The 18841-nt window shown below is 44.1% G+C and carries 24 protein-coding genes; 13 read left to right on the top strand and 11 right to left on the bottom strand.

The genetic code is table 11. The features are described 5' to 3' along the window. Positions 1 to 46 precede the first annotated feature (46 nt). On the bottom strand, positions 47 to 2770 hold the full coding sequence (gene acnA, locus EXIG_RS06030) for an aconitate hydratase AcnA (protein ID WP_012370043.1): 2724 nt from the start codon (positions 2768 to 2770) through the stop codon (positions 47 to 49). A gap of 255 nt (positions 2771 to 3025) precedes the next feature. Here acnA and EXIG_RS06025 point away from each other — a divergent pair, with 255 nt between their 5' ends. Next, a complete protein-coding gene (locus tag EXIG_RS06025) occupies positions 3026 to 3520 on the top strand; it encodes a hypothetical protein (protein ID WP_012370042.1) in 495 nt (164 codons plus the stop codon). Between the two features lie 152 nt (positions 3521 to 3672). On the opposite strand, the gene EXIG_RS06020 is transcribed toward EXIG_RS06025, so the two are convergent. Beyond that, on the bottom strand, positions 3673 to 3912 hold the full coding sequence (locus tag EXIG_RS06020) for a hypothetical protein (RefSeq protein ID WP_012370041.1): 240 nt from the start codon (positions 3910 to 3912) through the stop codon (positions 3673 to 3675). A 65-nt stretch (positions 3913 to 3977) separates the two neighbouring features. After that, on the bottom strand, positions 3978 to 4727 hold the full coding sequence (locus tag EXIG_RS06015; protein ID WP_012370040.1) for a nucleotidyltransferase domain-containing protein: 750 nt from the start codon (positions 4725 to 4727) through the stop codon (positions 3978 to 3980). Positions 4728 to 4841: 114 nt separating this feature from the next. Here EXIG_RS06015 and EXIG_RS06010 point away from each other — a divergent pair, with 114 nt between their 5' ends. From EXIG_RS06010 to EXIG_RS05990, 5 genes are all read left to right on the top strand, one after another. Next, complete coding sequence (locus EXIG_RS06010) at positions 4842 to 5192, top strand: hypothetical protein (RefSeq protein ID WP_012370039.1); 351 nt, start codon at positions 4842 to 4844, stop codon at positions 5190 to 5192. Between the two features lie 49 nt (positions 5193 to 5241). Then, positions 5242 to 5979 (top strand): alpha/beta hydrolase, encoded by a 738-nt coding sequence (locus tag EXIG_RS06005; protein WP_012370038.1) that lies wholly within the window; start codon positions 5242 to 5244, stop codon positions 5977 to 5979. A 207-nt stretch (positions 5980 to 6186) separates the two neighbouring features. Then, positions 6187 to 6621 carry a MarR family winged helix-turn-helix transcriptional regulator gene (locus EXIG_RS06000; RefSeq protein ID WP_012370037.1) on the top strand — a complete coding sequence of 145 codons (435 nt, stop codon included), beginning with the start codon at positions 6187 to 6189 and terminating at the stop codon, positions 6619 to 6621. A 57-nt stretch (positions 6622 to 6678) separates the two neighbouring features. Then, positions 6679 to 7662 carry a ring-cleaving dioxygenase gene (locus EXIG_RS05995; RefSeq protein WP_012370036.1) on the top strand — a complete coding sequence of 328 codons (984 nt, stop codon included), beginning with the start codon at positions 6679 to 6681 and terminating at the stop codon, positions 7660 to 7662. A 78-nt stretch (positions 7663 to 7740) separates the two neighbouring features. Further along, on the top strand, positions 7741 to 8283 hold the full coding sequence (locus tag EXIG_RS05990; protein ID WP_012370035.1) for an NADPH-dependent FMN reductase: 543 nt from the start codon (positions 7741 to 7743) through the stop codon (positions 8281 to 8283). A 67-nt stretch (positions 8284 to 8350) separates the two neighbouring features. Here the strand turns inward: EXIG_RS05990 and EXIG_RS05985 are convergent, their stop codons facing one another. From EXIG_RS05985 to EXIG_RS05980, 3 genes are read right to left on the bottom strand one after another with little or no spacing between them, the layout of a single operon-like run. Next, positions 8351 to 9112, bottom strand: coding sequence for a hypothetical protein (locus tag EXIG_RS05985; protein ID WP_012370034.1), 762 nt, complete (start codon positions 9110 to 9112; stop codon positions 8351 to 8353). Positions 9113 to 9151: 39 nt separating this feature from the next. Then, on the bottom strand, positions 9152 to 9322 hold the full coding sequence (locus EXIG_RS15885) for a hypothetical protein (RefSeq protein ID WP_012370033.1): 171 nt from the start codon (positions 9320 to 9322) through the stop codon (positions 9152 to 9154). A 50-nt stretch (positions 9323 to 9372) separates the two neighbouring features. After that, positions 9373 to 9870, bottom strand: coding sequence for a cysteine hydrolase family protein (locus tag EXIG_RS05980; protein ID WP_012370032.1), 498 nt, complete (start codon positions 9868 to 9870; stop codon positions 9373 to 9375). Between the two features lie 114 nt (positions 9871 to 9984). Between EXIG_RS05980 and EXIG_RS05975 the strand changes: the two genes are divergently transcribed. Continuing rightward, positions 9985 to 10476: a GNAT family N-acetyltransferase gene (locus tag EXIG_RS05975; protein ID WP_012370031.1), complete on the top strand. Its 492-nt coding sequence runs from the start codon at positions 9985 to 9987 to the stop codon at positions 10474 to 10476. A 99-nt stretch (positions 10477 to 10575) separates the two neighbouring features. On the opposite strand, the gene EXIG_RS05970 is transcribed toward EXIG_RS05975, so the two are convergent. Continuing rightward, positions 10576 to 11286, bottom strand: coding sequence for an N-acetylmuramoyl-L-alanine amidase (locus tag EXIG_RS05970; protein ID WP_012370030.1), 711 nt, complete (start codon positions 11284 to 11286; stop codon positions 10576 to 10578). Between the two features lie 47 nt (positions 11287 to 11333). Further along, positions 11334 to 12272, bottom strand: coding sequence for an IS30 family transposase (locus EXIG_RS05965; RefSeq protein WP_012369167.1), 939 nt, complete (start codon positions 12270 to 12272; stop codon positions 11334 to 11336). 229 nt (positions 12273 to 12501) lie between these two features. Here EXIG_RS05965 and EXIG_RS05960 point away from each other — a divergent pair, with 229 nt between their 5' ends. The 5 genes from EXIG_RS05960 to EXIG_RS05940 all read left to right on the top strand — a co-directional run bounded on the left by EXIG_RS05960 (position 12502) and on the right by EXIG_RS05940 (position 15426). Next, positions 12502 to 13446, top strand: a complete 945-nt coding sequence (locus EXIG_RS05960) for an SMI1/KNR4 family protein (RefSeq protein WP_012370029.1) — start codon at positions 12502 to 12504, stop codon at positions 13444 to 13446. Positions 13447 to 13461: 15 nt separating this feature from the next. Next, on the top strand, positions 13462 to 14418 hold the full coding sequence (locus EXIG_RS05955; protein ID WP_012370028.1) for an SMI1/KNR4 family protein: 957 nt from the start codon (positions 13462 to 13464) through the stop codon (positions 14416 to 14418). A gap of 73 nt (positions 14419 to 14491) precedes the next feature. Next, positions 14492 to 14908 (top strand): hypothetical protein, encoded by a 417-nt coding sequence (locus EXIG_RS05950; RefSeq protein WP_012370027.1) that lies wholly within the window; start codon positions 14492 to 14494, stop codon positions 14906 to 14908. A gap of 21 nt (positions 14909 to 14929) precedes the next feature. After that, positions 14930 to 15196 carry a hypothetical protein gene (locus EXIG_RS05945; RefSeq protein WP_012370026.1) on the top strand — a complete coding sequence of 89 codons (267 nt, stop codon included), beginning with the start codon at positions 14930 to 14932 and terminating at the stop codon, positions 15194 to 15196. 29 nt (positions 15197 to 15225) lie between these two features. Beyond that, positions 15226 to 15426, top strand: coding sequence for a hypothetical protein (locus EXIG_RS05940; RefSeq protein ID WP_012370025.1), 201 nt, complete (start codon positions 15226 to 15228; stop codon positions 15424 to 15426). A gap of 139 nt (positions 15427 to 15565) precedes the next feature. On the opposite strand, the gene EXIG_RS05935 is transcribed toward EXIG_RS05940, so the two are convergent. Further along, positions 15566 to 16213 carry a DUF3885 domain-containing protein gene (locus EXIG_RS05935; protein ID WP_012370024.1) on the bottom strand — a complete coding sequence of 216 codons (648 nt, stop codon included), beginning with the start codon at positions 16211 to 16213 and terminating at the stop codon, positions 15566 to 15568. Positions 16214 to 16364: 151 nt separating this feature from the next. Between EXIG_RS05935 and EXIG_RS15700 the strand changes: the two genes are divergently transcribed. Then, positions 16365 to 16493, top strand: coding sequence for a DUF2188 domain-containing protein (locus EXIG_RS15700; protein ID WP_012370023.1), 129 nt, complete (start codon positions 16365 to 16367; stop codon positions 16491 to 16493). Here EXIG_RS15700 and EXIG_RS05930 read toward each other — a convergent pair. Together EXIG_RS05930 and EXIG_RS05925 are read right to left on the bottom strand one after the other, a co-directional pair. Beyond that, entirely contained in the window at positions 16465 to 17403 is a 939-nt protein-coding gene (locus tag EXIG_RS05930; protein ID WP_012369167.1) for an IS30 family transposase, read from the bottom strand. The genes EXIG_RS15700 and EXIG_RS05930 overlap by 29 nt on opposite strands. 183 nt (positions 17404 to 17586) lie before the next feature. Next, a complete protein-coding gene (locus tag EXIG_RS05925; protein WP_012370022.1) occupies positions 17587 to 18777 on the bottom strand; it encodes an RtcB family protein in 1191 nt (396 codons plus the stop codon). Between the last annotated feature and the right edge of the window lie 64 nt (positions 18778 to 18841).

Below are 18841 nucleotides of genomic sequence, written 5' to 3'. Positions count from 1 at the left end.
CAAAAAAGGTGGGGTTGCCCCCACCTCAAACGTTAATGTAAACGGTTTAGTTTTGCAAGCGTTCGCGGAGAACCATCGGTAGGATTCCACCGTGACGGTAGTAATCGATATCGACTTCTGAATCGAAACGAGCGATTGCTTCGAACTTCGTGACTTTTCCGTCATTCGCTGTCGCTGTGACTTCGACGACGTCACGCGGACGAACTGACTCGTCGATCGCGATGCTGATTGCTTCTTCGCCTGTTAAGCCAAGCGATTCAGCCGATGTGCCGGCCGCGTATTGGAGTGGCAAGACACCCATCATGACGAGGTTCGAACGGTGAATCCGCTCAAAGCTCTCGGCGATGACGGCTTTGACACCAAGAAGGTTTGTTCCTTTCGCTGCCCAGTCACGTGATGAACCCATCCCGTAATCTTTACCAGCGAGGATGACAAGACCTGTGCCATCTTCCTTGTACTTCATTGCAGCATCGTACATTGCCATCGTTTCGCCTGTCGGCCAGTACGTCGTGAAGCCGCCTTCAGTACCTGGAGCGACTTGGTTACGGATCCGGATGTTCGCGAATGTTCCGCGCATCATGATCTCGTGGTTACCACGGCGTGAACCGTATGAGTTGAAGTCTTTTGGTGCGACACCTTTGCTGACGAGGTATTGTCCGGCTGGTGTCGTTTTCGAGAATGAACCGGCTGGTGAGATGTGGTCTGTCGTGACAGAATCCGCAAACTTACCGAAGACACGGAGATCGTTTAAGGCTTCGACGTGACCGGCTTCTTTCGCCAAGTTCTCGAAGAACGGCGGGTTTTGGATATATGTCGACTCTTCGTCGAAGTCATACTGATCGCCTGTCGGCACATCAAGGTTGTTCCAGCGTTCGTTTCCTGTGAAGACCGAGTCATACTCGGCACGGAAGCTTTCCGGTGTGACGACCGTGTTGATGATCGTTTGAATCTCGTCACGTGACGGCCAGATGTCCGCGAAGAAGACTTCTTGTCCGTCTTTGCCTGTTCCGAGTGACGCGTTCATGATGTCCACGTCAACCGTTCCGGCAATCGCGTACGCGACGACGAGTGGTGGTGATGCCAAGTAGTTGGCTTTCACGAGCGGGTGAACCCGTCCTTCGAAGTTCCGGTTTCCTGAGAGGACAGACGAGACAAGCAGGTCTGATCCGAGGATCGCGTTTTCGACGGCAAGGTCAAGTGGACCCGAGTTTCCGATACATGTCGTACACCCGTAACCAACTGTGTTGAAGCCGAGTTGATCGAGGTACGGTTGAAGTCCTGATTTCTCAAGGTAATCCGTAACGACTTTTGATCCCGGTGCAAGTGATGTCTTGACGTATTTCGGAACCGTCAGTCCAAGATCGATTGCTTTTTTCGCAACGAGTCCGGCACCGATCATGACGTACGGGTTCGATGTGTTCGTACAGCTCGTGATTGCTGCAATCGCGAGGTCTCCCGTACGCATCTCAACCGCTTCGTCTTTAAATTGAACGACAGCGACTTTGCTTGCTTCTTCTTCAGCAAGACCAAAACCGGCGTTTCCTTGTGGTGCTGTCAACGCTTTTTGGAATGACGTGTGCACGTCCGTCAAATCGATCCGGTCTTGTGGACGTTTTGGTCCGGCAAGGGCAGGGACGATTGTCGACAGATCAAGTTCAACCGTCTTCGTGAACGTTGGATCTTCGTTTTGCGGCGTGTAGAACAAGCCGTTTGCTTTTGAGTAGTTTTCGACTTTTTCAATCAATGCTTCGTCGCGGCCTGTCAAACGGAGGTACGTCAACGTTTCCGTATCAACCGGGAAGAATCCGCATGTCGCACCGTATTCAGGCGCCATGTTGGCGATTGTCGCGCGGTCAGACAATGACATCAAGTGAAGGGATGGTCCGAAGAACTCAACGAATTTACCGACAACGTTTTGTTGACGTAACATTTCCGTCACGCGGAGCGCAACGTCCGTTGCTGTTGTTCCAGGGTGCATTTCACCTGTGATGCGGACACCGATAACTTCAGGAACCGGGAAGAATGAAGGTTGTCCGAGCATGCCTGCTTCTGCTTCGATTCCACCGACACCCCAACCAAGGACACCAAGTCCGTTGATCATCGTTGTGTGCGAATCTGTTCCGACGAGTGTATCCGGGTAAACATCAACCGAACCGTCTGCTGTTTCTTTTTCAAGAACGACAGATGCCAAGTACTCGAGGTTAACTTGGTGGACGATTCCTGTTGCAGGCGGTACAGCACGGTAGTTATCGAATGCTGTTGTTGCCCAGCGTAACAATTTGTAACGTTCTTCGTTCCGTTCGAACTCAAGATCCATGTTTTCAGCGAGTGCACCGGCAAATCCGTAAGAATCGACTTGAACCGAGTGGTCAACGACGAGATCAACCGGAACTTCCGGGTTGATGACTGATGGATCTCCACCGAGGTCCTGCATCGCTTTACGGAGTGACGCGAGATCGACGACCGTCGGAACGCCCGTGAAATCCTGTAAGATGACGCGTGACGGCTTGAACGGCACATCGATATCATTCGATACTTGGGCAGTTCCCCATTTCGCCAAGTTTTCGACATGCTCTTGTGTAATCGAACGACCGTCTTGTTGACGAAGGACGGATTCAAGCAGCACACGGATAGAATATGGAAGGCGTTTGACTTCCGTCAGACCGAGTTCTTCCAATTTTTCAAGGCTGTAATAGTTGTAATTTTTACCGTTTGCTTCAAACGAACGGCGTGCACCAAACACGTCTTGCGTTGGTTGCGTTTGCTTCATGCTGATTCCCCCTTTAAGTGTTGACGACATCAAGCCCCTGATACCGCTTACTTGTACAGCTCTATCATAGTATAATATGGGTCTCGTTACAATTTGAAAGAACAAAAGACCTTCGATAAGTTTTACTTATCGGCTAATTGAGAAGCTATATCAATCATATGCTTACAACGCCGTACCGTTTCTAGTTTTTAATGGTTCTGTTACGGGTACTACTAAATTGTAGAACGATATCAGAACTTTCTGGAGGCGGAAATTATGGCACAATATAAAAATGATGCAACTCACGTCGTCACGACGATTATTTTCAACGATTTGGAAAAAGCAAAAACCGGATTTGAAATGATCAAGGACCTCGAAGCGATCAAAGAGATTGAAATGGAACAGATGGTTCTCGCCGAACGCAATGAGACGGACGGCTTCTCCTTCATCGATGCGATCGACTTCACGCAACAGGATCAATCGTTTAAAGGTTCCATGATCGGAATGGCCGTCGGCGTTGTCGGTGGACCGTTCGGCATGCTCGTCGGTTCCGTCGCCGGATACCTGATCGGGGCGAACCGTGACGAAAAAAACGAACGCGATTCGTTTGATTTGTTTAACCGGACACTCAACCAGATCAATCCCGACCACTACGGCGTCATCATCATCAGCGAAGTCAACGAGGACTCGGAAGCAATCAATGCGCTGGCAGCTGAACTCGGAGCGACCGTGCGCCGGACCGGTGAAACGTTTACGGATGAGACGGTTTAATTAAAAAATATTGTTGCTTCGTCCCCTGTTGTTTGGGGGGCGTTTTTGTGTTCCACCAAATTTAACACGAGTCATTAGTGATTCTTACTGGCAGTCAAATATCATTGTTCTATCATTGTTCCTAAAAATTCGTGTTCTTATTGTAAAACACTTTAGATTTCACCGAATGATTCTGCCGGTCGAATGGTTATCTTTTTTTCTGCGGCATTGATTGAAATGACGCAATCCCATGTTGGTTTCAATTGAAGGACTCCTTCTTCATCCACCCAGAGCACAGCATTTAATTCTATAAAGCCACCCATTACTACCATTTTCTTAGCTTTCTCATCAATGACGGCATGGAGTTCTTCACTTAAACTGACTTCCCAGTCTAAAAATGTATTGGTTCTCATATAAAATCTCCTTTTTCACGCCTTTTTTTAACAGAACAAGAAATTTCTCGTATGGCAGATAAACGTTAAACAAAAGTTAACGCATATCGACGCAACAACTCATGTAACCATTCATCTGAAAGCTTCATCTTGTCAGTTGACTTCGCTAAATCATCGATCAGTATATCATCCGGAAAATACAGACGCAGTATAGACAGGCTGTCCTCAATGGTGAATGCAAAACTTTGATCTTTCACATTAACGTGCAAGTAAGTGCCACGAATCATCCGTTTTACAAGGGATCGTTTTTCCGTCTGAGTCATCTCGCCTGTTTCTAGTTTTTCATGAGCCATACGTAGCTGAACGGATAAATCCCGGTTTAAAGCACGACTGATCCGCACATCCGGTTTCATATCTGGAAACTGATCAGATAAGTCGAAACCATCTATACATGAACAGACATGACGTATCCAAAATCCCCATTCATACAGATTTTCAGGACTGAGCACTGTAGCAAGCATGCCTATGTCATAATCAACTTTAATAATTTCAGGATGCTGCTCCAACAAGCCTTGTGTTTCTTCTTTTAAAGTATCAATTTGAACATCCTTTCTTACAATAACCGTCAAATCTAAATCCGATTTCCCCGCAACGGCTGTGCCGCGACCGATACTGCCATATACGTATACGCTGTGAAGTACTTCGCCAAACTGTTTTTTCAATAAGCCTATAACTTCTTCAATGACCGGACGAAACGTCACTTGTATATGCATTCTACTCGTTTGATTAATAATATAGCCGGCCTCATCGGTACCAAGTCGTGTAGGCAACTGCATTTAATCGACACCTCCAACTCATTTCTGTTCAGGAAATTTCAACATCTCCTAAGATAACCATTGGTAAATTGATACAATATTATCATATGTACTCAAAGGAGAATGAGCTCAGATATGTCAGATAAAAATTATACCTATTTGATAGAGGAAATCGAAAAGCTGAAATTTCACAATCGTACGTTATTGACTTTACTCGGAAATTTACATCCAGATGCAATGGAAGATACGACGATACATGAAGCGGTCATTCTGTTCGATCTCTCAAAAAATGATTTACGAAAGTTAAAAGACCTAATAATTAATTATGATCAAAACCGTTTTGCTTTTGAACAAAAAGCTCTACTGATTAATCCCGTTTTTAGCAAAGATAACTTACTTTTTCTAGTAAACTCTTTTGTTAACTCAGAGATGCTTACTTCTGTCGGAAATACAATCTTATCTGATTACGAAGTGAGAACGAAATAACGTAAATCCATAAAAAGAGACAGACTACGAAATGAGGACTTACTTTTCTATGAGACTATTACCTCCAAAACCCTTTTATTATGAAGGTGGAAAAAAAGCTGTTCTGCTCTTACATTCCTTCACCAGCAATGCGAATGATATGAAAAATCTTGGAAGTTATTTGCAGCAAAATCAGTATTCTTGCTATGCCCCGACATTCAGTGGACATGGTCTGCCGGCAGAAGATCTTTTGTCGTATGGACCATCTGACTGGTGGCAGGATGTTCTCGACGGTTATCAACTGTTAAAAGACAAAGGGTTCGAACGTATAGCAGTCGTCGGTCTTTCCCTTGGCGGTGTACTTGCTCTAAAAATGGGACAGGAGTCCAAGGTAAACGGCGTGGTAACCATGTCCGTACCCATGTATAAAGAAGCAGCCGTTCTAAAAGAACGAATATTTTATTATGGCCGGCGGTATAAACAACTTGAAGGAAAAGAGGAGCAACAGATCGAATCTGAAATGGCAGAACTTCATCACCTTCCCTTTGATTCGCTAGCCGACTTTGAACAACTCATTAACCGGACGAGAGACCAGTTGGCACGGGTCGTCTCGCCTGTTTGCGTCATGTATGGGGAAATGGATGACCCCTCGTACAAGACGAGTGCCGAGAAGGTTTTTCAAAGCGTAACTTCGGATCAAAAAACGATTAAAGGATTTGCGCATTCCAAACACCTGATGACATTAGGCAAAGATATGAACGAAATCAACCAAGATATTCTTACCTTTTTAAATGAACTGAAATGGTGAAGTATTCCCCCATCCTAAAGGCAACCCGTACGATAAGGGCTGCCTCTTTTCATACTGCTGTACGGATTCACTTCACTCTTGGCTCTAAGCAAATGAATTGTCCCTGAAATCAGAAACCAATCAAAACAATTGACGCCATAAATAACAAATGGTATATTTATCTCGAATTAAAGATATATGAATTGAAGATAAAAAGAGGTGAACGAAATGGAACAGCCGAATCCGAACTTAAAAGCACTGACAGTCATGGTTCGCGCAGTCGACGCGCTTCATGAAGTCATCAAACAGGATGTTGCGAAGTCCGGACTAAATCCGACTGATTTTTCCGTACTCGAGTTGTTGTATCACAAAGGAAGGCAACCGATTCAGCTGATTGGGAAAAAAGTATTGATTACCAGCGGCAGCATCACCTATGTCATCGATAAGCTCGAAAAAAAGAACTACGTCGTCCGCCAAGCCTGTCCGGAGGATCGGCGCGTGACATTTGCGGAACTCACCACAGAAGGTCAAACGTTAATGGATACGATTTTTCCGGAACATGAACAAGCCATTAATCAGGTTTTCCAAGGGATTGACCAGGCGGAAATTGAATTGTTCATTAAGACTGCTAAAAAAATAGGCTACCAAGCCCAAAATAATTAAATTTTTTTACCTATATATCTCGAATTCGAGATAATAACGATTAAGGGAGCGATTTAGATGAATGAATTAAAAGGAATCCACCACGTCACGGCCATCACGAGCAGTGCCGAGAAAAACTATGAGTTCTTCACAAACATCTTAGGCATGCGTTTGGTCAAGAAAACTGTTAACCAGGACGATATTCAGACCTATCATTTATTCTTCGCTGACGATAAAGGATCAGCCGGTACCGATATGACGTTCTTCGACTTCCCGGGCATTCCAAAAGGAACACACGGAACAAATGAAATCTTTAAAACCGCTTTCCGCGTGCCGACGGACGAAGCACTCCACTACTGGATCAAACGATTTGATAAATACGATGTGAAGCATCGCGGCATTAAAGAACAGTTCGGTAAGAAGACCCTCTCATTCGTCGATTTCGATGACCAGCAGTATATGCTGATTTCAGACGAGCATAACGAAGGCATTGCCTCCGGAACTCCGTGGCAAAACGGTCCGGTTCCATTAGAATTCGCCATCACCGGCTTGGGTCCAATCCACATCCGGATTGCCGAATTTGACCGGTTAAAAGAAGTCTTAGAAAAAGCGATGCTGATGCGAGAAATTGATCAAGCAGGATCACTGCATTTGTTTGAAATGGGTCAAGGCGGTAACGGAGCACAGGTCGTCGTCGAACATAACCTCCTCCTTCCGAGCGGACGTCAAGGGTTCGGTACCGTTCACCACGTCGCTTTCCGAGTGGAGGATACGGCCGCTTTAAATGAATGGATCAGCCGCATGCAAGACTTACAATTCAACACATCCGGCTACGTGGACCGTTTCTTCTTCGAATCATTGTATGCACGTGTGGCGCGAGGCGTCCTGTTCGAATGGGCAACAGATGGTCCCGGTTTCTTGGGCGATGAGCCGTACGAAACAGTCGGAGAAAAATTATCGTTACCACCGTTCCTCGAATCGCAACGTCAACAAATCGAACAAATGGTTCGTCCGATTGATACCGTCCGAAGCACGCGGACAATCGAAAAAGAATATCTTTAATCTGGAGGAATTAACTTGAGTCTATTCAGTAAATTATTTGGTTCAAAGGAAACACCACAACAAGAGGAGGAAACGAACATGACAAAATTAAACATTGGGATTATCTTAGGATCAACACGTGAAGGCCGCTTAAGCCCACAGGTCGGGAACTGGGTCAAAGAACTGGCGGACAAACGTGGAGACGCCCACTATACGATCATTGACATCGCCGACTACAAATTGCCGCTTCTCGGCGAAAAAGACGGCGATGCATCCGGTGCAGCTGCCTGGTCTGAAGCGATCGCCGTTCAGGATGGATTTGTGTTCATCACACAGGAATACAACCACTCGATTTCCGCTTCCTTAAAAAATGCCCTCGATTATCTCCGTGTCGAGTGGAACAACAAAGCAGCCGGTATCGTCTCCTACGGTTCAGTCGGCGGCGCACGCGCAGCAGAACATTTACGCGGTATTTTGGGCGAATTGTTGATCGCAGACGTCCGGGTCCACCCTGCCCTCTCGCTGTTCACTGACTTTGAGAATGGAGCTGTGTTAAAAGCGGCACCGGTTCAAGCAGATTCCGTTAACCAAATGCTAGATCAAGTCATCCCTTGGGCTGGCGCTTTAAAAACAATTCGCTAATCATTAAAACAAAACTATTCTTTTAAGAAAACGAGAGAACTCCTTCATCTAGGAGCTCTCTCGTTTTTTATTTATTATCTTCTTTCCATGTATCAACATACGAAACGATATACTCTTTTTTCGTTCGACTGTACTTCGTTTCGAAGTAATAGAGGACATTCTCTTTCTGATTCAAAACGGAATACGAATACGTCTTGTACGCCTTTGGAAAAACAGGCTGTTTTTTACCGCCTTGCTTTCCGACTTTTGAATAGTCAATATACGCGACTCTCTCATGTTTCCCAATCCCTGTTCCCGTCAGCACGCCATCCAACTGTTTTTTCGTCATCCCTTTTTTAATCTTTTGATCGTTATAGACACGTTTGGAATTGACAGCAGATGAGTCAAACCAATGTTTTTCGACGAGTTTTAACTGCTTACTGTGTTCTTTTGATTTAAATACGAGCAACATGCGGACGGTTTGGAACGTCACTTCATCCGGATTGTCCGATTCACTCGATACCTTTGCATCTGGGTACAGATAGAACTCATACTTCAAATATTTCAGCTTTCCGCTTTTATCATATGTGTTGGAATCGTTCAATTCACCACTGCACAAAAGATTAACTTTCACCTCATCTTCCGGGCGGTCACACAGGTGTTTTTTATAGTTTTTGCCATACATGACTTTCGCAACACTGGTCATCGAGGCGTTCATTTTCAGCTTTTTAAAAGTGTCATGTTGTGTTTCCTTTTTCGTTTTCGCCACGGCTTCGTTTGACGGAAAACCTGTCAACATCAGACCTAATGAGACAGACAAAACAATCAGTACTTTAATTACATTTTTCATATTAAAAACCTCCTTCACTTTGGTATGCACATATCTCGCTTATTGCTTCACGCTGATAAAAAAGTCCATGAACGCAACGAGTAATCCAACAAGTGATATTGTCATTCCAATTTTAATACCCAACAAGTCATTTAACCCCATTGGACTAAAACCGATCATCAGAGCGATCCCAAATAAAATAATACTGATTCCCATCAAAATTAATTTCACGTTACTCCATTCCTCTCAAGCTGATTCATGCTGCTTTCTGTTCAAAAGTGTTAGTTAATCGACAGCAAATCATTGAATTGAATGATGTGACTGCACTTTTTCGCATAGTATTCAATCATTTCCGGAAGTTTCTTTTTATCGTAACTAGTGATGCCGTCCGTAATCACCGTCACGCCGTAATCCAGTTTACGTAAGTTAAAGCAAGTCGATTTGACACAAGCCGTCGCGTCTCCACCGGTCAGATAAAAGTCGGTGATGTCGTTTTGCTCAATGAATGCTGCGAACGCTTCGCTTGTTAAGGCGTTGCCCTTATATTTCGTGAAAATGTGATCCGACACGATCTTCAAATCAGGTGCTAACTCGGCACCACGTGTCCCGGTTTTAAACGTTCTCCTTCCGGCCGATAAATTTTCATGCCGGATGTAGACCACATGCATGTCCTGTTCGACCGCCCAATCGATTGACTGATTGATCGTACCGATGACTTCTTTGTAGTTTTTTGTCATGTCATTTTGAATATCAATGACGACTAAGGCTTTCTTTTGCATGTAAACTCCTCCTGAATTAATGAACGGATTTTTAGTTTTGATGATGTTTTGCTTCCGATTCGGATCGGATAACGTACACTTGAGGTAAGAAGCACATTCAAGGAGGCATGCCCCGTGAAAGAAAAATACTACTTTGACGTTTTTCCTGAACTGACGAGCGAACGGCTCCTCTTAAGAGAAATCCGGTTAAGCGAAGCGAACCACATGATTGAAATTACGGTCTATGATGGTCATCAGGCACAGAACAGCCGGGATGTCATCCGGATTTTGAGTCAGATTGCCCTCGATTACCTCAACGGGGACGGCATTACGTGGGGACTGTATTTAAAGTCGACTGGCGAATTCATCGGGAACTGCTGTTTTTGTAGAGGCTATCAAAATAACATCGCCGAAATTGGATATGTATTAAAACCGGACTTTCGGGGTTACGGCTATATGACAGAAGCCGTTAAAACAGTTACCCGGTTCGGACTCCAGGACATGAAGGTCTCACAGGTTTGCGCCTATACCGAGCTTGAAAATCACGCCTCGCAATCCGTGCTTCTAAAAGCCGGATTCACGACAGGTATTTGCGATCAAGACAGTCATCAGTTTATTTTCAGATAGTCTTAAAAGTAGATATTCTCCATAAAAAAATCACCAAAGTAGCTTGATGCATCAAATTACTTTGGTGTACATATATAAAAACCTAAACGTGTCATTTGTTCACTTTAATGAACTATCAATTCCTTTTATCATTCCATCTACTAATTTTTTTTGATAACTACTTGATGATAATTTTTGATCCTCGGAGACATTAGACATGAATCCCATTTCTACTAAAATAACCGGAGTAGTGGACCAATTGAATCCAGTCAAATCTGTTCTTGGAACTAATCCAGTTCCATAACTTTTTTTAGCTTTCGTCGTATCAATTAAACTTTTTAACATGAGTGATGCACTTTTTTTACTTTGAGAATTAATTGAAACTGTTGACTTACTATTTGGATAGAGAACAGAAATCCCCTCTACTTTACGATCAGTACTACCATCAGCATGAATTCTGACAGTCAATTTGACTTTTTTTGAATTACAGTATTTTGCGCGTTCCGCGTTACTTATGTTCACGTTATGCGATTCTCTAGTCATATATACTTTATAATTTTTCTTAAGTAATTCCTTCTTTAATTTTAATGCAACTTCTAAATTCAACTTATATTCCGGAAGTTTTGTTTTAACTCCGATCGTTCCAGATGTGACCTTAGCTTTCATTACTTTGGAATTCGGAGCAACAGGTTCTTTTTCTAAGTTCTGCTTACTTTGATGTCCTGGGTCGATACAAATCGGAATATTTTTAGAAGAAGATTTCGCACTCGTGTGCGTGTATGACATTCCTAAAATGAACATCGACACAAAAACGATAAAAATTTTTTTCATTTAATTCACTCCCTGCTTATCAATATCTTTTATCGTAAGACGGTTTGTCAAATTAAGTGCAACACTTCTTCCGTGAAGACCTCGTATGCAGTTTTCCAGTTAAGACATTTTCGTGGTCTCCCATTAATCCAGGCGAGCGCTTGAGCGATTTCAGAACGACTGACCTTTCCGAAATCTGTCCCCTTCGGGAAAAATTCACGGAGAAGACCATTGGCGTTCTCGTTACTACCACGCTGCCAAGAAGAATACGGATCTGCAAAATACATGGGTAAGCCTAACGTGTCACGAATTCGTTCATGACAGCTAAACTCTTTTCCACGATCTGTCGTCGCAGTTTGGAACGTTCCCAACGGGAAGGAAAGATGTAATGCTTGAATCGCAGACTCCATCGATTGAGCGGACCGATTTTCCATCGGTACAGCGAGATAAAAACGACTCTTTCGCTCGACGAACGTTGCGACACAGGCTTTTGACGTTCCTCTACCCGATACAACAGTATCAAGCTCCCAATGTCCAAACGTTTGACGCCCTTTGACGTCGGACGGACGTTTACTGATTGGCAGTCCGACGTTGAAGCGTCCGCGCGTCTCACGTGGTTTCTGACGCTTTCCCTTTTGCCGAAGAAGTCCAGAATCGGCCTCGACGAGGCCACTATAAATCCAACGATAAATTGTCTTGAACGAGAGTCCTTCTTCTTGGAATAATCGTCCGGCAATTTGTTCAGGGGACCACGTCTCCCGTAATTTTTCGAGGATGCAGATTCCTTTTTCGAGCGTAAACTTCGTACGTGCACCGCACTTCTTCTTTCGCTCCACATAACGCTGGTCAGCATGAGAAGAATCGTAATGAGGATTTCGTTTCAATTCTCGTGAAATCGTAGAAGGTTGACGCCCCAGGCGTCCCGCAATCTTTCGGACAGAGAAACCTAGCTCGAGATACGTCTCTATTTTGACTCTTTCTGATATGGTAAGATGAATATAGCTCATAACGAATCCTCCGTTGAATTTTGTGTGGTAACTCTATTCTACACGAGGCCGTTATGGGTTTTTTTTGTGTTTTCAGCTAGGTGTTGCACTTAATATTACAATTCGTCGATTAGAAAAAGAATACCACAGAAACAGGAAGTTAGGATCACCCAAATTATTGGTAAAATGGTAGACTAAAGGAAGATGAGGCAGGGCGGCTCATACATAGAGAATTAAGAGGGTGGATTCAATGAATCAAATCGCAGTTGTCCTTGACGGACTCAAACAAAAAATCAGCCATGGATCGACGTTCATCCAGCGCAGTTACAATTCAATCGGCCAGGCTACGTTCCATCTGCCAAAACCGGTTAAACCGGAAACACTTCAAGCGTTCCAAACCGAGTTCAAGCAACCGTTACCAAGCGAATACCAGACATTTCTCGAACTGCATGACGGAGCGAAACTGTTTATGTTAGGTGACGAGGGGCTAGTCTTGTATCCGCTTGAGGAAGTGATCGAAAAGACGATTGAAGCAAAGGAAGACGGTCTGATTGATGAAGATTATGATCATTACTGGATCATCGGTGAAGTGAACGAAGGGTATCTTCTGATTCATACGGAGCATGCGAAAACAGAAAATACACCTTACATGTACTGGAAGTATCATGAAGGGTCAACTGAAGACACCGATGCCATTGGTCAAAACTTCGGGACATTTCTCGAACGGTCGATCATCGCGCAAGGTGATATGTACTGGGAATTCAATATTTTCGATGTCCGGGAAGACGATTACTACGTCGAAGAAGAGACGGAGCAAGTGCAGGCGGGTGTATCTATTGCGTCCGAGGAACGGGTCCGGATTGAAATTGAGTATCCGATTTACCGTCGGGGAGGTTTTATTGTTTCTTTCTATACATATGAAAATGGAAAACCTGATTTATGGTGGAGATCTGACTACGATACGATGAAACAGGTGCATCGTTCTCTTGTGAGTACTTTGAAAGAACTACGGTTCCATTTTACAGAAATCACAGTATTTCAGAAAGAAGCACCGCTTTGGGAAAGTGAAGATGCATCCGGTGAACAGATCGCGAAACGCGTCGAACATCCGCAAACCCAAATCATGCAGTATGACGGGTATCAAGCCTTTGTGAATGATTTGCCGCGTCCGTTACCGGGCTGGGAAAAAGCATGACAGGGAGAGAATGATATGAATCAAATCGCAGCAGTACTCGGCGGGCTTCAGCAGAAAATCAGTCATGGTTCAACGTTCATTCAACGGAAGTACAATGAAATCGGGCAGGCGAAATTTAATCTCCCGGAACCGGTGACGGCAGCATCGCTTGCGGCATTCGAAGCCGAATTTAATCAAAAACTGCCGAGCGAATACCAAACGTTCCTTGAACTGCATGATGGAGCGAATCTGTTTATTCTCGATGATGGTTTGGGGCTGGTCTTGCATTCACTGGACCAGGTGATTGAAGCGACGAATGAAGCGATTGAATATGAATTGATTCATGAAGACTTCGACCATTACTGGGTGATTGGGGAAATCAATGAAGGGTACCTGTTGATTAACCGGGAGTTTGCGAAAACGGAGGATACACCCTATATGTATTGGGTGTTCCATGAGTTATCAACCGAGGAGGCCAATCCGATTGGTCAAAACTTCGGCACGTTCCTTGAGTATTCGATCATTGCTCAAGGGGACGTGTTTTGGGAATTTAAAGACTTCAGCATTGAAAAGGACAATTATTTCGTTGACGGAGATCCTCCGAAAGAAGACGTCAAGCCACCGCTGCCGATCAAATTCGTCGATTCCGTTCGGGTCGAAATCGAATATCCGATCTCAAAAACTGATTCAGATTACGAATATACCGTTTCGATCTACGAAGGGAAGTCTGGGAAAGAACGGTTGATGTCGCGTTATGAAGGCGGATCCCATTTTAACAAGCTAATTGAGGATGTCCGTAACCGGTTGTCTGATCGACAATATCATTATTCATTAATTAATGTTTTTCAGACAGAATCTCGATTTTGGGAAAATGAAGAAGAAACAGGCGACTCATTAATTATAAATGAAAGCCCGCAAAAACAAGGGCTCAGTTATGACGGCTACCGGGCCTTCGCGAACCAGTTACCACGTCCGTTACCGGGTTGGAAGTAAGCAAAGCATTACGTTCAAGGAACACTTTCATTTCATCCACTCTTTTGAAATGCATGCTAAAGGAGGAATGGAAATGAAAAAACTACTGATTATCCCATTGTTATTCAGTTTAGCCGGGTGTATGTCCCTCGACATGAAACCGAGCAGTCAGTCGGTCGAAACCGGCTATACAGGAAGCATCAAAGACGGATTTGTATTTGAATACAAACTGACGAACAGAGGTGATTATCCGGTAAAAGTCGTCTCCCGGGCCGGTCATCTGCTCAATGTCAAGGTCCGCAAGCACGATACGCAAAAAGTCGTCTACGACTCGTACGAAGAAGTGGAGCCGAAACGGTTGTCGAAGGAAGTTCAACCGCATACAACGGTGACGCTGAAGAGAAAAGTCAAAGCCGGTGTCATTCCGGCAGGTGTCTATGACATCGACTATATCGTCCGTGATGATACAGGTGAAGGGACGGCCGGTGACGGCGAAATCAGATTAAAATAACTCAATACAGGAGGAATAAACATGTTGAAGAATCCAAATTATCGTTACGGTACATGGGCTTTGATTGTCAGCTTTTTCTTGTTCTTTATCGTTCAACTGTTCAGTGCCTACATCGAGCTTTCGCCGGACTTTGCCGGTGAGTCGCTCGATGACTATTATCTGAAATATTTCCCGATTGGTGCACTGATTGTTGGATGTACTTTTTTTATTAATGGCTGGTGGAACGAAGACGTGAAACAACAAGCGCAAAAACAAGAGTTGCTTGAAACAAAAAAATCGGTCGAATAAACTTATTTCTTGAGATGGAGTGAAATGAAATGGTAAAGAATTTTAATTTTTTATTGATTTTAACGGTAGCTGGTATCGTATTCATGCGTTTTTTGTCAAATACGGAAATGATTCCATTTTTGAAAGTAGTTTTGACACTTATCGGATTAGTAATGATCTTATGGGGAATCATTGGAATGTTATTGCACGGTTGGGTTATGGGGCATGAGCGAAGAAATAAACAAATGTAAGCGAATTGTGTTAGGTCCGGTGATTCCTTTAAAAAGGGGACACCGGATTTTTTCGTTTAGCGATACTAAATAATTCTGTTGATAGTCAGTTATGAAAACCAGTTGTTTTATATTCCAACAAGCATACTGTTCCGATCTGTTAATCGGACTGTTCGTTTAAAAGTAAATATCCTTCAGAGAGATCAGATTTATATTTTTCTTTTAGAAGCTTAAATCTCGTTTCATTGTTAGTTAAGATAAAACAGCCCCGGTCGTCAAAAATATGCAAGATGATATCTTGATCGGCATGCACAAAAAAGATTTCAGGATAGTACGTCTGTCTCGATTTAAAGCGGGGATACAACTCAGGAAAGTCCTGATTACAGATTGCTTTAAGCAACTTTGTATAATAAATGACCTGTCTGTTCGGTAACAAGCGGGCGTATTGAATAATGACTTCCTCGTCGCTGACATTCTTTTTTTCAAACTCAATCGTGTATCGATTCTTGTTATTTTTGAGATAGCGCTCAAAAATCTCCGTACTTTTCGCCGGAGGAGAATGGCGGTCTTTTCTGACACGTATAACGAGATATAGACGGTCGTCTTCCTGAAACAGGTCTTCAAATAAGGTGAGGGATTTTTGATAGACCTTCTCGAAATACGCCATATTCAGTTCGTCTGAATTATGTTGTATTTGGTAAAGTTCTTTTTCCAAGTCGAGACTTAGTGTAAGTGAACGCTCCGCGAACGATTCTTTTAGTACGTCTGGATTGTCAAATTGGGTCTGTAAATAATCGTGTAACTTCATGTGAATCCTCCTCTCTGGGTGGTTGTCGTGTACTGCTAAGTGAACAGGTCTCGATGGGGTAAAAACTGTCTTCAAACGAATGAAGACTTTTAGTTAAGGGTAACAAGTATAGAAGCAGAATAAAACGATCCACTAAAAAGGAAGTGAATTCATGGCGAATCAGCATATTACACCATATCCGGATGGCGGTTATCAGGTCATTGAGGAAGGGGCTTCAAAAGCAACGGAACGGTTTTCGACACGACGGTTTGTCAAATTAAGTGCAACACTTCTTCCGTGAAGACCTCGTATGCAGTTTTCCAGTTAAGACATTTTCGTGGTCTCCCATTAATCCAGGCGAGCGCTTGAGCGATTTCAGAACGACTGACCTTTCCGAAATCTGTCCCCTTCGGGAAAAATTCACGGAGAAGACCATTGGCGTTCTCGTTACTACCACGCTGCCAAGAAGAATACGGATCTGCAAAATACATGGGTAAGCCTAACGTGTCACGAATTCGTTCATGACAGCTAAACTCTTTTCCACGATCTGTCGTCGCAGTTTGGAACGTTCCCAACGGGAAGGAAAGATGTAATGCTTGAATCGCAGACTCCATCGATTGAGCGGACCGATTTTCCATCGGTACAGCGAGATAAAAACGACTCTTTCGCTCGACGAACGTTGCGACACAGGCTTTTGACGTTCCTCTACCCGATACAACAGTATCAAGCTCCCAATGTCCAAACGTTTGACGCCCTTTGACGTCGGACGGACGTTTACTGATTGGCAGTCCGACGTTGAAGCGTCCGCGCGTCTCACGTGGTTTCTGACGCTTTCCCTTTTGCCGAAGAAGTCCAGAATCGGCCTCGACGAGGCCACTATAAATCCAACGATAAATTGTCTTGAACGAGAGTCCTTCTTCTTGGAATAATCGTCCGGCAATTTGTTCAGGGGACCACGTCTCCCGTAATTTTTCGAGGATGCAGATTCCTTTTTCGAGCGTAAACTTCGTACGTGCACCGCACTTCTTCTTTCGCTCCACATAACGCTGGTCAGCATGAGAAGAATCGTAATGAGGATTTCGTTTCAATTCTCGTGAAATCGTAGAAGGTTGACGCCCCAGGCGTCCCGCAATCTTTCGGACAGAGAAACCTAGCTCGAGATACGTCTCTATTTTGACTCTTTCTGATATGGTAAGATGAATATAGCTCATAACGAATCCTCCGTTGAATTTTGTGTGGTAACTCTATTCTACACGAGGCCGTTATGGGTTTTTTTTGTGTTTTCAGCTAGGTGTTGCACTTAATATTACAATTCGTCGTAACAAAAAAAGCTATTATTAACCTTTTAAAGTAAAAAATATACTTTCTTTCAATTACCTTCAAGAGTTATCGTTTTACTTCGCCTTAAAGTTATAGAGCGGCTTGATGACTTTGAGTAATTCGACCGTATCCATTGTGTTCCGGATGATTTCCTCCATCGGCTTATAGACGAATGGTGACTCATCACGTGTCGATTCGACGACCGAACTCGACCAGACGTCCTGCATCGTCGCTTCAAACTCTTTCAGATCAACGGATTTAAAGGCTTTCGAACGGGACATGATCCGTCCTGCCCCGTGTGGTGCCGAATAGTTCCAGTCCGGATTGCCTTTTCCTTTGACGATCAGTGAACCGTCGCGCATGTTCATTGGAATGATGGCGACTTCACCGGCTTGCGCCGAAATCGCACCTTTCCGGAGAATCATCTGCTCGAGATCAATGTAGTTATGGATCGTATCGAACTGTTCCGTGACCGACCAGCCCATCGCTTCAACAATGACGTCCGTCATCGCTTGACGGTTCAGTGCCGCGTAGTTTTGAGCGATTTTTAAGTCGTGCAGGTAGTTGTCCATATCAGGACCGGACACGTACGCTAAATCTTTATTCGTTTCATTAAATTGACTCTTCAGCTCGACCAACGTTGTTTGAATGTCCTGTTCCCGTCCCTGATCTTTCAGTGAGGCGACGATCGACGCCGTATCGACGGTGAATTGTGAGCTTTCCGCCAGCTTTTGATAATGTTCGGCAATCGTTTTTCCGAGATTCCGACTGCCGGAATGAATCACGAGGTAGAGATTGTTTTCCTCGTCTGTATTCAATTCGATGAAATGATTCCCGCCGCCTAACGTACCAATCGACAATCGGGCCCGCGTTTCGTTGAACGGTGCCAATACTTGATCAAACGGAATCTGTTCCGACAACCGGTGCGGCTGATTGCGGACGGACATGCCGCTCGGAACCAGTTCCTGAATCGCAGCATCCAACTTCTCATAATCGACGCTAGCTGTTCCTTCACGGTTGATTTGTGTACATAACATCCCACAGCCGATGTCGACACCGACGAGATTCGGAACCACCTTATCGTGAATCCGCATCGTCGTGCCGATGACCGAGCCCTTGCCGGCGTGACAATCGGGCATGATGCGGACATTGCCATCGACAGCAATGTTTTCATTCAGCATCCCTGTCACCTGTTCAATCGTCATGTCATCGACATTGTGTGTAAAAATCTTCGCTTCGCCGTATTTTCCGCGAATCGTCTTCATTTCATCCTCCCCCTTACCTTCCTGTCTCTTCTTCAAGTATCCTATAAAATCCCTTTTTTAACAA

This window comes from Exiguobacterium artemiae 255-15 (assembly GCF_000019905.1).
In the GTDB taxonomy this organism is placed as follows: domain Bacteria; phylum Bacillota; class Bacilli; order Exiguobacteriales; family Exiguobacteriaceae; genus Exiguobacterium_A; species Exiguobacterium_A artemiae.
Note: the sequence above shows the minus strand (reverse complement) of the source record. Positions and strands in the feature narration are given on the sequence as shown.

Bases quoted from the DNA above. Each gene is read 5' to 3' on its own strand.
- acnA (WP_012370043.1), bottom strand. From the start codon at position 2,770: ATGAAGCAAACGCAACCAACGCAAGACGTGTTTGGTGCACGCCGTTCG.
- EXIG_RS06025 (WP_012370042.1), top strand. From the start codon at position 3,026: ATGGCACAATATAAAAATGATGCAACTCACGTCGTCACGACGATTATT.
- EXIG_RS06020 (WP_012370041.1), bottom strand. From the start codon at position 3,912: ATGAGAACCAATACATTTTTAGACTGGGAAGTCAGTTTAAGTGAAGAA.
- EXIG_RS06015 (WP_012370040.1), bottom strand. From the start codon at position 4,727: ATGCAGTTGCCTACACGACTTGGTACCGATGAGGCCGGCTATATTATT.
- EXIG_RS06010 (WP_012370039.1), top strand. From the start codon at position 4,842: ATGTCAGATAAAAATTATACCTATTTGATAGAGGAAATCGAAAAGCTG.
- EXIG_RS06005 (WP_012370038.1), top strand. From the start codon at position 5,242: ATGAGACTATTACCTCCAAAACCCTTTTATTATGAAGGTGGAAAAAAA.
- EXIG_RS06000 (WP_012370037.1), top strand. From the start codon at position 6,187: ATGGAACAGCCGAATCCGAACTTAAAAGCACTGACAGTCATGGTTCGC.
- EXIG_RS05995 (WP_012370036.1), top strand. From the start codon at position 6,679: ATGAATGAATTAAAAGGAATCCACCACGTCACGGCCATCACGAGCAGT.
- EXIG_RS05990 (WP_012370035.1), top strand. From the start codon at position 7,741: ATGACAAAATTAAACATTGGGATTATCTTAGGATCAACACGTGAAGGC.
- EXIG_RS05985 (WP_012370034.1), bottom strand. From the start codon at position 9,112: ATGAAAAATGTAATTAAAGTACTGATTGTTTTGTCTGTCTCATTAGGT.
- EXIG_RS05980 (WP_012370032.1), bottom strand. From the start codon at position 9,870: ATGCAAAAGAAAGCCTTAGTCGTCATTGATATTCAAAATGACATGACA.
- EXIG_RS05970 (WP_012370030.1), bottom strand. From the start codon at position 11,286: ATGAAAAAAATTTTTATCGTTTTTGTGTCGATGTTCATTTTAGGAATG.
- EXIG_RS05965 (WP_012369167.1), bottom strand. From the start codon at position 12,272: ATGAGCTATATTCATCTTACCATATCAGAAAGAGTCAAAATAGAGACG.
- EXIG_RS05960 (WP_012370029.1), top strand. From the start codon at position 12,502: ATGAATCAAATCGCAGTTGTCCTTGACGGACTCAAACAAAAAATCAGC.
- EXIG_RS05955 (WP_012370028.1), top strand. From the start codon at position 13,462: ATGAATCAAATCGCAGCAGTACTCGGCGGGCTTCAGCAGAAAATCAGT.
- EXIG_RS05950 (WP_012370027.1), top strand. From the start codon at position 14,492: ATGAAAAAACTACTGATTATCCCATTGTTATTCAGTTTAGCCGGGTGT.
- EXIG_RS05945 (WP_012370026.1), top strand. From the start codon at position 14,930: ATGTTGAAGAATCCAAATTATCGTTACGGTACATGGGCTTTGATTGTC.
- EXIG_RS05940 (WP_012370025.1), top strand. From the start codon at position 15,226: ATGGTAAAGAATTTTAATTTTTTATTGATTTTAACGGTAGCTGGTATC.
- EXIG_RS05935 (WP_012370024.1), bottom strand. From the start codon at position 16,213: ATGAAGTTACACGATTATTTACAGACCCAATTTGACAATCCAGACGTA.
- EXIG_RS15700 (WP_012370023.1), top strand. From the start codon at position 16,365: ATGGCGAATCAGCATATTACACCATATCCGGATGGCGGTTATCAGGTC.
- EXIG_RS05930 (WP_012369167.1), bottom strand. From the start codon at position 17,403: ATGAGCTATATTCATCTTACCATATCAGAAAGAGTCAAAATAGAGACG.
- EXIG_RS05925 (WP_012370022.1), bottom strand. From the start codon at position 18,777: ATGAAGACGATTCGCGGAAAATACGGCGAAGCGAAGATTTTTACACAC.